Origin of the sequence: Parabacteroides sp. AM58-2XD (assembly GCF_003463685.1) — a bacterium.
Lineage (GTDB): Bacteria > Bacteroidota > Bacteroidia > Bacteroidales > Tannerellaceae > Parabacteroides > Parabacteroides segnis.
Genome location: NZ_QSDP01000032.1, coordinates 16,949 through 30,787, shown reverse-complemented (window position 1 = coordinate 30,787; position 13,839 = coordinate 16,949). Strand labels below are relative to the sequence as shown.

General features: G+C 54.6%; 13 protein-coding genes and 1 pseudogene. 11 read left to right on the top strand and 3 right to left on the bottom strand.

Translation table 11 applies throughout. The annotated features are described in order from the left end of the window. Positions 1–167 precede the first annotated feature (167 nt). The 9 genes and pseudogenes from DXA15_RS09890 (at position 168) to DXA15_RS25500 (ending at position 9,567) form a co-directional block, all read left to right on the top strand. Complete coding sequence (locus tag DXA15_RS09890; RefSeq protein WP_128133933.1) at positions 168–2,576, top strand: hybrid sensor histidine kinase/response regulator; 2,409 nt, start codon at positions 168–170, stop codon at positions 2,574–2,576. Next, positions 2,573–3,856, top strand: a complete 1,284-nt coding sequence (locus DXA15_RS09885; protein WP_075964298.1) for a sigma-54 dependent transcriptional regulator — start codon at positions 2,573–2,575, stop codon at positions 3,854–3,856. Before DXA15_RS09890 ends, DXA15_RS09885 begins: the two co-directional genes overlap by 4 nt. A gap of 292 nt (positions 3,857–4,148) precedes the next feature. After that, complete coding sequence (locus tag DXA15_RS09880) at positions 4,149–4,778, top strand: RteC domain-containing protein (protein WP_128133920.1); 630 nt, start codon at positions 4,149–4,151, stop codon at positions 4,776–4,778. A gap of 234 nt (positions 4,779–5,012) precedes the next feature. After that, positions 5,013–5,360: a hypothetical protein gene (locus DXA15_RS25505; RefSeq protein WP_233567107.1), complete on the top strand. Its 348-nt coding sequence runs from the start codon at positions 5,013–5,015 to the stop codon at positions 5,358–5,360. A gap of 89 nt (positions 5,361–5,449) precedes the next feature. After that, positions 5,450–6,577 (top strand): conjugal transfer protein MobB, encoded by a 1,128-nt coding sequence (gene mobB, locus DXA15_RS09870; protein WP_128133918.1) that lies wholly within the window; start codon positions 5,450–5,452, stop codon positions 6,575–6,577. A gap of 36 nt (positions 6,578–6,613) precedes the next feature. Continuing rightward, positions 6,614–8,626: pseudogene (gene mobC, locus DXA15_RS09860) on the top strand (conjugal transfer protein MobC). A 36-nt stretch (positions 8,627–8,662) separates the two neighbouring features. Beyond that, the gene (locus DXA15_RS09855; protein WP_233567093.1) at positions 8,663–8,836 is read left to right on the top strand and encodes a DNA adenine methylase; all 174 of its coding nucleotides are present in this window, start codon (positions 8,663–8,665) and stop codon (positions 8,834–8,836) included. Between the two features lie 26 nt (positions 8,837–8,862). Next, entirely contained in the window at positions 8,863–9,405 is a 543-nt protein-coding gene (locus DXA15_RS09850; protein ID WP_128133915.1) for a DNA adenine methylase, read from the top strand. Continuing rightward, a complete protein-coding gene (locus DXA15_RS25500) occupies positions 9,406–9,567 on the top strand; it encodes a hypothetical protein (protein WP_167369816.1) in 162 nt (53 codons plus the stop codon). Between the two features lie 158 nt (positions 9,568–9,725). Here the strand turns inward: DXA15_RS25500 and DXA15_RS09845 are convergent, their stop codons facing one another. The 3 genes from DXA15_RS09845 to DXA15_RS09840 are packed head-to-tail and all read right to left on the bottom strand — an operon-like array spanning position 9,726 to position 10,989. After that, positions 9,726–10,409 (bottom strand): toprim domain-containing protein, encoded by a 684-nt coding sequence (locus DXA15_RS09845; protein WP_075964304.1) that lies wholly within the window; start codon positions 10,407–10,409, stop codon positions 9,726–9,728. Between the two features lie 60 nt (positions 10,410–10,469). Then, entirely contained in the window at positions 10,470–10,628 is a 159-nt protein-coding gene (locus DXA15_RS25495) for a hypothetical protein (RefSeq protein WP_167369817.1), read from the bottom strand. 19 nt (positions 10,629–10,647) lie between these two features. Beyond that, entirely contained in the window at positions 10,648–10,989 is a 342-nt protein-coding gene (locus DXA15_RS09840; protein ID WP_233567091.1) for a M23 family metallopeptidase, read from the bottom strand. 315 nt (positions 10,990–11,304) lie between these two features. Between DXA15_RS09840 and DXA15_RS09835 the strand changes: the two genes are divergently transcribed. Continuing rightward, positions 11,305–12,393 (top strand): DUF4099 domain-containing protein, encoded by a 1,089-nt coding sequence (locus DXA15_RS09835; RefSeq protein ID WP_075964305.1) that lies wholly within the window; start codon positions 11,305–11,307, stop codon positions 12,391–12,393. 4 nt (positions 12,394–12,397) lie between these two features. Beyond that, positions 12,398–13,834 carry a DUF6047 family protein gene (locus DXA15_RS09830; RefSeq protein WP_128133914.1) on the top strand — a complete coding sequence of 479 codons (1,437 nt, stop codon included), beginning with the start codon at positions 12,398–12,400 and terminating at the stop codon, positions 13,832–13,834. The last annotated feature ends 5 nt before the right edge of the window (positions 13,835–13,839 follow it).

Here is a 13,839-nt window from a genome sequence, read left to right as displayed (position 1 = left end):
TGCAGACGAAATATAAAAACAAGCTGCGAACGTTATTCTTCTTAACTTAAAATGTTGGAACGCCAATATCAAATATTTTATGCTTTTGCTGGTTATTTTATCTGTGTAATTTGTGGATATTATATAGAAGTATGTATTTATAAATAAAAATCATGAACAATGGTATAATATGGTTGAAGTTAAAAATATCGTTCGGTTATGCCATCTTGGTTCTGTTGTCCGCATTTATTGTCTATCAGTTCCGTCAGGAACAAATGCAAAGACACATGCTACGTAAGAAGGAGAAAGAGCTGGTGGCGATACACCGTCTGGCTGAAAGAATCTACATCGACCTGCTGGACCTTTCCACCCATGCCGAGATTGCCGTCACATGGGATGATGACGACCTCGGGGAATACAGCCGCAAACGCCACGGGGTCTGCGACAGCCTGCAACTTCTGAAAGAATATGTCCATACCCCGTTACAAAAAAGCCATATCGACTCGTTGTGCCTTCTTCTTTGGAACAAGGAACTCCTTTTATCCAAGGCGGTACATACCTTCAAGGAACTGCAGGACATAGGTGGCATTGTACAAGAAAGCATTCCTGCCATTGTCTTGACAGCCCGGAAACAGGCTGCACGGCAAAAGGAAAATACGGCTTCTCCGGAAGCCGGTGCGGGAGATGTACCCAAAAAGAAAAGGAGTTTCCGGGATATCTTCCGTAGAAAAGAAAACAAATCCGCTTACCTGCAACAGAGGGAAGAGGCTGAACGTAAACGGCAATTCCTGTCCGTTCCCTCTTCAACCGGGACGACAACACGCATGCTCCGCTCCCTGAATGAAAGGGTCACCCGGGAACAGGCTGAAAGGCGGGCCAGGCTGCTGGCACAGATGGACAGCCTGTATGCCGGCAGTATGGAGTTGAACGGGAGGATGAACAATATGATCTCCGAATTTGAGCGGAAAAACAACGAACGTTTTACCGCACGCTACAGGGCCTTTGTCCTTGAACGGGACAATTCCTACCATATGGTGGCCGGCCTTGCCCTGTCCGTCTCCCTTCTGGCGATCATGCTGTATACCGTCATACACCGGGACCTGAACCGCCGTCTCCAATACGAGAGGGAGCTTGAACAGTCCGACAGGCGGAACAGGGAACTGCTCCGCTCACGCAAGGAGCTGATGGCCTCGGTTGCTCACGACCTGCGCGCCCCGCTGGCGGCCGTCAAAGGCTGCGCGGAACTGTTACCCTCGGAAAGCGACGTCAGCCGCAGGAGTGGCTATCTGGACAACATCCTGCACTCGGCCGATTACATGCTCGGCCTGGTAAACACGCTGATGGAATACCACCGGATGGATGAAGGCGAAGTTCGCTCCAATGACACGCTCTTTAGCCTAAAAGCCCTGTTCGAGGAAATAGCGGACAGTCATCGACTTATCGCCAGACAGAAGGACCTGGCGTTCACCGTATCCCTCTCAGGCTTGGACGTCGTCGTCTGCTGTGACAGCTCGCATATCCGGCAGATAGCCGGCAACCTGCTGTCCAATGCCCTGAAGTTCACACCCCACGGGGAGGTGCGCCTTGAGGCGGAATACTTGTATGGGGAACTTAGCATCTCTGTCCGGGATACCGGCGTGGGAATGAGCGCTGAGGAGAAAGAACGGATATTCGGGGCGTTTGAAAGGCTGGACAACGCGCGTAATATTCCAGGGTTCGGACTGGGGCTGGCGATCACGGCTCGGCTCGTGTCTGAAATGCGGGGCCGTGTAGAGGTAAAGAGCGCTCCCGGTGAAGGCAGCCGCTTCTCCGTTTTCCTTCCCGTACCACCGGCCGGACAGTCCGCCCCTCTGGAAGAGAAGGTGTTTCCGGCCTGTGAATTGCTCGGTGGCACCCGTGTGCTGGTCATGGATGACGACCGTATCCAGCAGGGGATCACCCGGGAGATGCTCTCCCGCAGCCGGATTCACTGTGACTGCTGCACGGATGTCCGGGAACTGATGGACTGCCTGAAAAGTCAGGAGTACGACCTTCTGCTGACCGACATACAGATGCCCGGTGCGGACGGCTTCTCGATCCTTGAACTGCTGAGGGGCTCAAACATCCCCCGGGCAAGGGAGATTCCGGCCATAGCCGTCACGGCACATTCCGACAGGGAAGAGGAATACCTCTCCGCAGGTTTCGCCGGATGTATCCATAAGCCTTTCTCCGCGGAAGGGCTGGTGACCGCCATCATGCGGGTCATAAAAGGGAACGGGAAAGAGTGGAGGCCGGACTTCTCCCTCCTGCTTGCCGGAGAGGACAACCGGCAGGAAATGCTGGGGCTGTTTGTCAGTGAAAGCCGCAAGGACATCGAAAGGCTGTCGGCCGCCGTGAAAGAAAAGGACAGCCGGGAAATCATTTCCATCCTCCACAGGAGCCTGCCACTGTGGGAGACGGTGCGTCTGAACTATCCGGTAGCGGACCTGTGGGTGCTGGTCAAATCCGACGCGGGCCAATGGGAGGAAGAGGAATATGTGAAAATAGAAAAAATAATCGGTGCCGTCAGGGAACTGATATCCTATGCGGAACTGATGCAGAAAGAGGGAAAGGAATGAAAACGATACTGATTTTGGAAGATGACGTGATTTTCAGCCGCAGCATCGGCAACTGGCTGAAGAAGAAAGGGATGGCGACCGAACATGCCGCGACGCTGTCGGCTGCCCGCAAGGCCCTTTCCGCAAGGGAGTTCGACCTTGTCCTTGCAGACCTCCGCCTGCCGGACGGGAACAGCACCTCCCTGCTGGAATGGATGAACGAGAGGTTCTACGCCACCCCGTTCCTTATCATGACCAACTACGGGCAGGTGGAGAACGCGGTGGAAGCCATGCAGCTGGGGGCGGTCAATTACCTGTGCAAGCCTGTCCAGCCGGACAGGCTGCTGGAAGCCATCGGGAAGATATTCAGCCGTCCCCGACATGACGGGAACGAATTCTATCGCGGGGAGAGTGCCAAAGCGCGGGAAATGTACCAGCTAGTGGGGCTGGTGGCACGTTCCGACATTTCCGTGCTCATTCGGGGAGCCTCCGGTACGGGGAAGGAGCATATCGCCCGCGAGCTGCATGAACAAAGCCACCGTAGGGACAAGCCCTTCGTCCCGGTGGACTGCGGGACCATCACGGGTGACCTTGCCAAATCCGAATTTTTCGGACACCGCAAGGGGACGTTCACCGGTGCCTACGGTGACAGGTACGGGCTGTTTCAAGTGGCTGACGGGGGCACGCTGTTCCTTGACGAGATCGGCAACCTTTCCCCCGAGACACAGATGCTCCTGCTACGTGCCCTGCAGGAAAGACGCTACAAGCCCGTCGGCTCCACCCAGGAATACACCTTTGACGTCCGTCTGGTGGCCGCCACGAACGAGAACCTGGAGAGGGCGATATCCGAAGGACGTTTCCGGGAGGACCTGTTCCACCGCCTGAACGAGTTCACCATCAATGTCCCCCCTCTCTCGGAATGCGGGGAGGACATCCTTCCGCTGGCGGAGTTCTTCGTGAAGCATTTTTCAGAAAAGCACCGTAAGCCCGTACGCGGGTTCAACAGCCTGGCCGCGGCCTCATTGCAGAAATATCCCTGGCCCGGTAATATACGCGAGCTGAGAAACTGCATCCAACGTGCCGTCCTGCTCTCTGCCGACGGATGGATCTCACCGGAGGAACTGAATCTGGACCTCGCCGTCGGACGGGAGGAAACCGCCCCCATTCCGGAGGAAAAGGAAAAACAGCTGCTTCTCAGGACCCTTGAAGAGGCGGAGGGCAACCGTGCCCGTGCAGCCAGGATACTCGGCATCAGCCGGACTTCCCTGTACGAGAAACTGAGAAAATATCGGATTATATGAGCGGGCCGTTGTACAATACGGGCCAGCTCCGTGAGTCTCCTTCCGGAACCACAGCGAAATGAGAGTGTCATACAAGCGGCCGGACATGGTTTACATAAAATGTACATCCGCCTTACAGTTATTGTAAAGCGGTGTACATTTCTTTTTTTGAGCCTGTTTTCAACTGATATTTTTATCATGCTGAATATCTGACTATTAACAAGAAAATGCAATAGGCATCCACCGGATGGCATCATATTCGCCTTTAATATTCTGTCGTAAGGCATGAATTGTTAAACTAAAGTTTGAGCATATGAAAACATCAACAACACACCGCCTGCTGAACCATCTCCAAGAAGCCGTCCTGGAAGGAAAAAATGCTATGGAAAACGTATTGTCATCCGCCTACGATGAATTTTCAGACCATCTGGCCTCCCTGGCGGAAAGCGGGCTTCCCATCCCCAAGAGGCTGCGCCGCCTACGCCACATGGAGACGGAACTGGACGCCTATATGAATATGGCCGGAAGCGGGGTTGACAGCCGGACACATATCTATCTGATGAAGGCATCCGGCCTTGTCAGGACGGAGATAGAACTGTTGCATTTCGCGCTTCGGTATCCCGAATGCCGCGATACCGTTCCCGATACCGACAAGGGACGGACAGGCCTGTTCTCCCTTCGTTGGAAAGGTTCCTTGGTGAACCTGATGGAACTGATCGCCTCACTGCACTACCTGGGAGTGATAACAGACGGCAACGGCAACCGCCAGTCATTCGCCTCCCTGGTGGCGGCATTCGAGGAGTTCCTGCATATCCGAATCCCCAAGCCCTACGATTTGCGTGCGGACCTTGCCAGACGTAAGAAAACCCTCTCGGTACTGCTCCCAAAACTCCGGGAAGCCTTTGAAAAGAACATCATAAACTGCGGGATCGGGAACGGATGACAGGGAGGAAAATCCCCTGTCATGAATAGTCATCTCCTGTCACGAATAGTCACCTTCCGAAATTAGGCCGGTATACGAATTATCATTTACTTTGCCTCCGGTAAAAACATCAATAATATGGCTAAGATCAAACAGGCGTACAAGAAAGAGAAAACGGCCGTCTCCCGGACATGAAGAGGGGGCCGCAGTCCGAAGGAATCCTCCGAGCTTCATTCCTTTTACTACGGATTCCGTCTGAACGAGCTCCAGAACATCGAGTTCGAGCGGCTCTATGAGAATTCCGGTGCCGTAACCAAGTCGCAGTTCATCCTGTCGGCCATTTTCGACAAGCCGATGAAAGTGGTGAAAATCGACAAGGTTGCCACGGACTATTACATCAAGCTCACCAACCTGCAGAGCGAGTACCGCCGCGTCGGGGTGAACTACAACCAGGTTGTCAAGGCGGTCCACAGCGGGGAACTGACCGAAAAGAAAGCCCTCGCCCTGCTTTACAAGTTGGAACAGCTGACCGTGGAGCTCGTATCGTTGAACAAGGAAATCATCCGTCTTACCAAAGAGTTCGAACAATGGTTGCAAAGATAACATCCGGTGCCGCCATCTACGGGGCGCTGTATTACAATCAGGAAAAAGTGGAGAAAGGGAAAGCGCGGACACTGGCATGAAACCGCGTGATGGAGACACCGGATGGAAAGGTCGGCATCGCCGAATGCATGCGCAGCTTCGAACCTTACCTTGCCGTGAACCGCCGGACGGAAAAGCCGGTGATCCATCTCTCGCTCAATCCCCATCCCGATGACGAGCTTTCCGACGAACAGATGGAAGCCATCGGGCGGGAATACATGGACAGGCTCGGATATGGCGACCAGCCTTACGTTATCTTCCGCCATGACGACAACGCGCGTCCCCACATCCACATCGTCTCCCTGCGTATTGATGAACAGGGAAGAAAACTGAGGGATTACAAGGAATGGGAACGTTCGGCGGACATCTGCCGGGAGCTGGAAAGGAAATACGGCCTGCTGCAGTCACGCGGGGAGGAATACAGGATTTCCCGGCCGATGACCGCGGTGGACCATACGAAAGGCGATCTGAAACACCAGATCGCGGGTGTGGTAAAACCGGCCGTGCAGAATTACCGCTTCCAGTCGTTCAAGGAGTTCAGGGCACTGCTCGGACTTTTCAACGTGACCGTGGAGGAAGTGCATAAGGTCGTGGACGGGAAACGCTGCGACGGCCTGGTCTATGCGGCGACCGACGAGAATGGAAAACGTACCGGGGTCGGAATCAAATCCAGTGATATCGGTAAAAGCGTGGGATACCGTGCCCTCCAAAAGAGGTTCTCACAAAGCAGGGCATGGATGAAAAAGCATCCCCTGCCGGAAAAGACAAGGGAACACATCCGCACGGCACTCTGCCGGGATACCCGTGAAGGGTTCCTGCACGAGCTGGCAGGCAAAGGCATCGTGCCCGTACTCTGGGAGAACGGGGCGGGCGTAATCTACGGCGTGACCTATATAGACCATAATACCAAGGCGGTCTTCAAGGGATCGGCACTCGGCAAGGAGTTCTCCGCTTCGGTTATCAACCGGAAATACGGCACGCTCCCGTCCGTCTCCGACAAGCCGGCTTCAGGACAGGAACCGCCCGTGAATACGGACACAAGGGAGGCAGGGCTTGCGGAAGGCCTGCTGGATCTCTTCTCCATGGAATCCTGTCCCTACCCGTCTGAGGACATCCCCCGGAATGTTTATGGAAAGAAGAAAAAGAGGAAAGGGCGGAAAGGTCCGCGGATCAACTAACGAAGTATTCACATATAACAACCCATCATACCCTATATGGCACAAGAAGATTCCAGAGGGCTCGGCAAGACCATCGACTTCATGCGGGCGGTCAGCATCCTGCTTCTCGTGATGAACATCTATTATTTCTGCTATCCGTTCTTCCATACCGCCGGTTGTACCAACGGCATGGTGGACAATATACTGCTGAACTTCCAACGTGACACAGGGCTGTTCACCAGCTCCCCCGTGACCAAATGCTTCAGCCTGATGTTCCTTTTCTTCTCCTCGATGGGCGCCAAAGGGCGGAGGGTCCCGGAGATGACATGAAGGCGTATCGGCTGCTACCTGGCAGCCGGGCTGCTCCTCTATTGGGGAAGCGAGCTTTTCCTCACCGCCGGCTGGAGTGTCCCGCTCACCACCCTTGCGTATGTGTCCGCCCTTACCTCCGGATACATCAGCCTGCTCACCGCAGGCATGTGGACCGGGCGTCTTTTAAAGGAACACCTGATGGATGACGTCTTCAATGAGGAGAACGAGTCCTTCATGCAGGAGACCCGCCTAATCACCAACGAGTACTCGGTGAACCTGCCCACACGGTTCTATTATAAGAAGAAATGGCATGATGGGTGGATCAACGTCGTATTGCCCCAGAGGGGCTGCATAGTGGTCGGATCACCGGGCAGCGGGAAGAGCTACTGTGTCATCAACCAGTTCATCAAGCAGCAGATAGAGAAAGGCTATGCGCTTTACTGCTATGATTTCAAATTTCCCGACCTGAGCCTTATCGTCTATAACCATCTGCTCAAGAACAAGGACAAGTACAAGGCGAACGTTCAGTTCTACGTGATCAACTTCGACGATCCGCGGCACAGCCACCGCTGCAACCCTATCAACCCAGCATTCATGTCCGACATCGCCGACGCCTATGAGTCAGCCTATGTAATAATGTTAAATTTAAATAAAACCTGGATACAGAAACAGGGTGACTTCTTCGTGGAGAGTCCGATCGTATTGTTCGCCGCCATCATATGGTATCTTAAAATCTACGAGAACGGGAAGTACTGTACCTTTCCCCATGCCATCGAGCTGCTGAACAAGCCCTACTCGGACATCTTCACCATCTTGACCTCGTACAGGGAGCTGGAGAACTACCTCTCGCCTTTCATGGACGCCTGGAAAGGCGGGGCGATGGAGCAGCTCCAGGGCCAGATCGCAAGTGCCAAGATCCCGCTCTCACGCATGATCAGCCCCTCGCTCTACTGGATTATGAGCGGGGACGACTTCACACTGGACATCAATAACCCGGACGCCCCCAAGGTCTTGTGCGTGGGCAACAACCCGGACCGGCAGAACATCTATTCGGCGGCCCTTGGGCTGTACAACGCCCGTATCGTCAAGATGGTGAACCGTAAGGGAAAGCTCAAGTGCTCCATCCTGGTGGACGAGGTCCCGACGATCTATTTCAAAGGGCTCGACACCCTGATAGCCACGGCCCGCAGCAACAAGGTGGCCGTCTGCCTGGGCGCGCAGGATTTCAGCCAGCTGGTACGCGACTACGGTGAAAAGGAGGCGCGCGTCATCCAGAACACCGTCGGCAATGTCTTTGCCGGGCAAGTGTTGGGGGAAACGGCCAAGAACCTTTCGGAACGGTTCGGGAAGGTGCTCCAGCAGCGCAAGTCCGTCAACATGACCCGTGAGGACACATCGACCAGCATCAGCACCCAGCTGGACTCGCTGATACCGGCCTCGAAAATATCCAACCTCTCCCAAGGCATGTTCGTGGGAAGCGTCTGCGACAGCTTCCAAGAGAAGATGGAGCAGAAAATCTTCCACTGCGAGATCGTTGTGGACAACGCGAGGGTGGCGGCAGAGACGAAAGCCTACAAACCGATCCCCGTGATTACGGACTTTACCGGCAGGGACGGCAAGGACCATATGCGGGAAGAGATAGAGCGTAACTACTACCGCATCAAGGAGGAGGTGGGCGGGATCATCCAAAAGGAGCTCCGCCGCATAGGGAACGACCCGGACCTGAAACATCTGCTGGAAACGGAAGATGACGGGTAACAATAGTTTTAACCATTCATTTTAATTTATCGAATCATGGAAAAGAAGAAAAACAGCGCGGGCTGTCTGCCCGGCAAACCCTGCTTCCCTTGGGTGGGAGGCAAGAGAAGACTGCTTCCGGTACTGATCCAGTCACTGCCGGAAAATATCACGGAAATGGAAACCTATGTGGAACCTTTGTCGGGGGAGGAGCCCTGTTCTTCTGACTGAGACAGACCTATCCGCATATCCGTTGCGTGATCAACGACTCGAACGAGAGCCTGGTGAATGTCTACCGTGTCATACGCGACACGCCGGAAGAACTGGTCGGACTGCTTGCCGGCATCCAGGGTGAATACCACGCCCTTCAGGGACGTACAGAGAGAAGGGACTATTTCATGGAAAAGCGCAGGGTCTTCAACGAAGAGCACCCGGATGGTATCACACGTGCCGCCCTTTTCATTTTCTTCATGCGCACCTGCTATAACGGCATCTATTCGGTCAACCGCAAGGGCAGGCTCTCGGTAACCTTCGGTACGGGCAGCCGCGCCAGGATACTGGAGGAGGAACTGATCCGCTTCAACCACAAGCTGCTGCAGGGCGTCGTCATCCTGGACGGGGACTACCGCCAGACGGAAAAATACGCGGGAGAGAAATCGTTCTTTTATTTCGACCCGCCCTACAAACCCGTCAATGAGGCCGGTGCCTGTACCTCCTACATGCCGGACGACTTCGATGACGACTCCCAGATAGAACTGGCCGGATTCTGCAAGGACTTGGGAGAGAAAGGAAGCAAATGAATGCTCTCCAACTCCGATCCCCGTCAGAAGAACCCGGAGAACACCTTCTTCGACGACCTGTACGCCGGCTTCCATATCCAGCGGCTGAGCATCTTCCGCTCGGTTTGTTCCATAGCCGAGAAGAGGGAGACGGTCAACGAACTGCTGATCCGTAACTATTAAAGCCGGATATTCTTGATTGTATAAAGGAGCTGTCCAAAACGTCAGCTCCTTATTCATTTACTTACAGTCTGTAAGTATCCCCGAAAATATCATTCAATAAATTTGAGATTATTACTTTTTCTATCAGGGACAACAGCTTACAGCTGCCTTCCTCTTTTTCAACCCTCCCGGGTCTTTGCCTTCTGTCGCACCGACATCCACCCCGACCGGACTCTTTCCTGCAGGAACTCGTTCAAATCCTTGTGTGGCAGATAGTGTACGGCCTTGTCAGTTACTTTTTCGCACAGCCTTCCGATCTCCTCCACCGCCTTTCTGCCGGTTTCATCATTATCCAGGAAGCAACAGACCTGTCCGTAACTTTTAAGGATATCCACGGCTTTGGGCAGGTTGGCCACAGAATTGAGCACCACGCAGTCCGGCACGGCTTGCCCTTCCTTCAAGGCCAGGTACGAGAGATAGTCCATGAACCCCTCGAAAACCAGCACCGATGACTGCCGTCTATCCACTGCATTATGGCTGACATGCGTGATATCCTTGGGAGAGACCGCTCCTTTGAAGTACGGGTTACGTATCTCAATCCCCCCTTTCCTGTTTTTGAAACCGACCGCGAAATACCATTTGCCGCGCATGCGGTAATGTACCTCCACGCATTCCCTTGAGGCGATATCGGATGGAATCCCCCTTGTCCCGAGATAATCCAGCAGGACGGTGTTCTTAAGAGGTGAGACGCGCAGTTCCTCAAAGGCCGATGCCACAGTCCGTCCTTTCGCAGGAGAAGGAACCGGCCTGAACGCCGGAAAATCGCTCCCGATCCTCTGCAATACGGTCGGGATATCCGTCACCCCGTACAGCTTTTGTGCCAGGTCGATGATACTGCCTCCGGTCCCCTCCCCGAAATCATGTCACAGGTTCAAGGAAAGGCTGACCTTGAATGACGGGGTACGCTCCTGCCTGAAAGGCGAAAGGTACCATACACTGTCCCCCTGTCTTCTGACAGGCGAGAATCCCGCCCGCCCGAGGAAATCCTCCAGCGGAATCTTCTTTACTTCCTCGATGTTCATCGCTCGCTTGTTTTACAGGTTATTTAAAAGACGGCCATGAGAGCGGGTCCAGCGAGATGCCGTCCTTCCTTAATTCAAAATGCAGGTGGTTGCCGGTCGCCACTCCCGTATGCCCGACATTCCCGATATGCTGCCCGATACGGACATGAGTGCCCGTCCTTACATGCAGCCTGTCCATATGCGCGTACAGTGTCGAGTATCCTCCCGCATGCCGGACATGTACGAACCAGCCGTAACTCCGGCTGTAGCGTGCTTCGGCAACCCTGCCGTTACCCGCACTGTACACCGGAGTGCCATAAGGCGCGACCAGGTCCACCCCCTGGTGGAACAGTCTCCTTCCCTTTACCGGATGCATCCTCATACCGACGTGGACGAGACCCTGAAACGGGTGTATCTTCTGTCAAGGGGGAAAAGCACGGGATAATCCGTCAGGAGAATGAGGCTACGTCGGGACCTTCAAGGAACCGTTCACTTTACATCAGTACCGGTGAAATGTCCCTTTAACAATTCACCCTTGTTTCCGCCAGCCGTACCGTCCCCCCTCACACAGGAGGAGACTGACAAAAGGTGACAATACATGACTATCAATGACAACTTTCTCATAATCAGAATATTTTAAGACGAAGATAGTAATTTTATCTCCCGAAACGATTTATCCACTTTAAAATTAACAGTTATGGAAGAAGTAAAACCGACTGCCACAGGCAGCGAAAACGCCACCCAGGAACAGGGTTACCTGATGGCTTACGACAAGAAGGAACAGAAGGCGAAAGGTGTCAAGGGCATCGCGGCAAACGGAGAGCTGGAGACGCTCGAGGCCAATGAAACGAACAAGGACCAGTTTATCCGCGTGGACCGACATGGGAATTTCTTCACCAACTTCGGAAAGAACTTCATGTACCAGTACAACCATCCGACACGCTATGCGCTGTACCGGATGGAAGAGAAGACCCCGGTGGAGGAAGCCAAGCGTAGGATCGAGCAGGCACAGCTCCCCGAAAACGAGTCCTTAAGACGCGAGCTCTCCCGGGATAACCGGATCTACAACAACCACCTTTTCAACGAGCGCGAGATCAACTGGCAGCAGGCCGAGCGTTACGGGCTCACCCCGGACGTGCTCAGACAGACGGGCGACATGGAAAGGCTGTTGCAGGGCAGACAGTCCGGCATAGCCTATGACATCTCCATGAACACCGAGCTGGGACGCCAGAAGGGGGATGCCAAGCTCTCGCTCTTCCGCGACGAGAATGGCCTGGCCAAATTCGACCTGCACTTTATCCGCCAGGCTCCCAAGGTGGGACAGGAATACCGGGGATACAAGCTGGAGGAGGACGTGCTGGACGCCTTGAACCGGACGGGCAATGCCGGAAGGCTGGTAGACCTGGTCGTCGACTTCCGCAGTAAGGAGACGAAACCGTGCTACCTTTCAAAAGACCCGGTTACCAACGAGATGTTCTTCCTCCCGGCGGACCAGGCCCGCTGCCCCAAGAAAATCAAGGATTATACGCTCTCGCAGCAGGAGTACGCCGACTACACGGCCGGCAAGGAGGTCCCCATCGAGTTCAAGTCCTCAAACGGGAAAATCCTGCGGACCTCCATCCAGATGAGCGCCGCCGAACGCGGGACCGAGTTCCTGTGGGAAAGAAGCACGAAGAAGCCGGAGAACAGACAGGGGCAGGAACAGAAGGGCGGCTCACCGGAGAAAACGCAGAAGCCTGAAAAGAGGACCTATGCGCGCAAATCAAAGATAACCCCGAAAATGTAACGGCATGGCATCCATAAAAGACAACATGGAACAACTGGAGGAGCTGTTCAGGCAGGACGGCGGAGGGTACCTGCTCATCGGGTACGAAACCGGCATGGACAAGCCCCATGCCGCGATTTCCTACCAGCTTTACCCTGTCAATCCGGATCAGGACGGCATGACCTACCAGTTCCTCAGCCTGCTGCATGTCGGGATGGAGACCGCCCGAATATCGGCTTTCGTCCCCGATACCCGCCTGGAGATCTACCGCTTCCCCTGTATGTCCGATGTCCCTTCCATATCCCGGGACATCCCCGTGAAGGAATACATCACAGGCAAACTGCTGCCCCATATCCAAAGGTGCGGCCTGGAACCGGTGGTGAGCGTCAACCTGCGTGACGCGGTGTTCATGAGGTCTGTCCTGAAACGGTCCATGGAACCGGGCGGACGGCTGCGGCTGACAGCCGCAGAGCTCGACCGCCTGGTGAATTTCCGCCGGCAGCAGGACGAGAAGGCGCGGCTATACGGCTATGAGCCCGCCTACAGGCTGCCCCTGCATATCGTGGAAACATCAAGGGGCATACTTGTTTTCAGTGACGGGCCGACGGGTCGGAAAGGGCTGAAGGAGTTCTACCAACACCTGGCGGACAACTACTGGTGGATACACAGCGAACCGGGACCGGTCAAACAATATGACATGCATTCCGTTCCGGCAAGCCTGGCCCCGCTGATTGACGCCTCCTGCAGAAAAGATCCCGATACCGGAAGACACGTGTACGAGTTCACGGACTCCCCGGTACGGGCGGACCTGCCCGATGAAAGAAAACTGGAGCCGGTCTTCTTTACCGACATGACACCCTCCGCTGAAGGATACCGCAACCTCACGGAGTTTTCCGGATGCGGGATGAGCGGGTGCAACGCGGATATCTACCGGTTGCTCTCCCTTACCCGCCACTTCGACCGGCAGCTCATCCTTGACCCCGCCTTTTCCTACCGGCACCAGTTCCGGGAGTTCGTGGAACGCATGGACAGCTTTCTCCGGGGAAATCCCGGCGGCGATGACATGGGAAAGATACTGGACGACATGCACGGCAAGGCGGAGCGTATCCTGAAAACGGATTTCGACGTAAGGGGGCACCGCACCCTGGAACGGCTCCTGAATGACCGCAGCGTGCCGTTCCTCATCGGGGAACACGAGGCCGATGACACTTTGAGAAGGGCGCTGCTCGAAGGGAGATGGATTTACTTCCCCGGACTGTCGGCAAAAATGCCCGGACTCCGTTACATCCATGCCGATAAGACCTGCGACCGGGTCATGGCCTATAAGAATCCTCCAGGGCTCAAACCTGTATACCAGGTCAAGGACGGCAAGATCGTCCCTTATGAGGCGGGGGCAGTAAAAACGGATAAAACGCGGGCAAAGAGAAACGGGAAGAGGAACGGAAACTATTTAAAGTTATAGACATC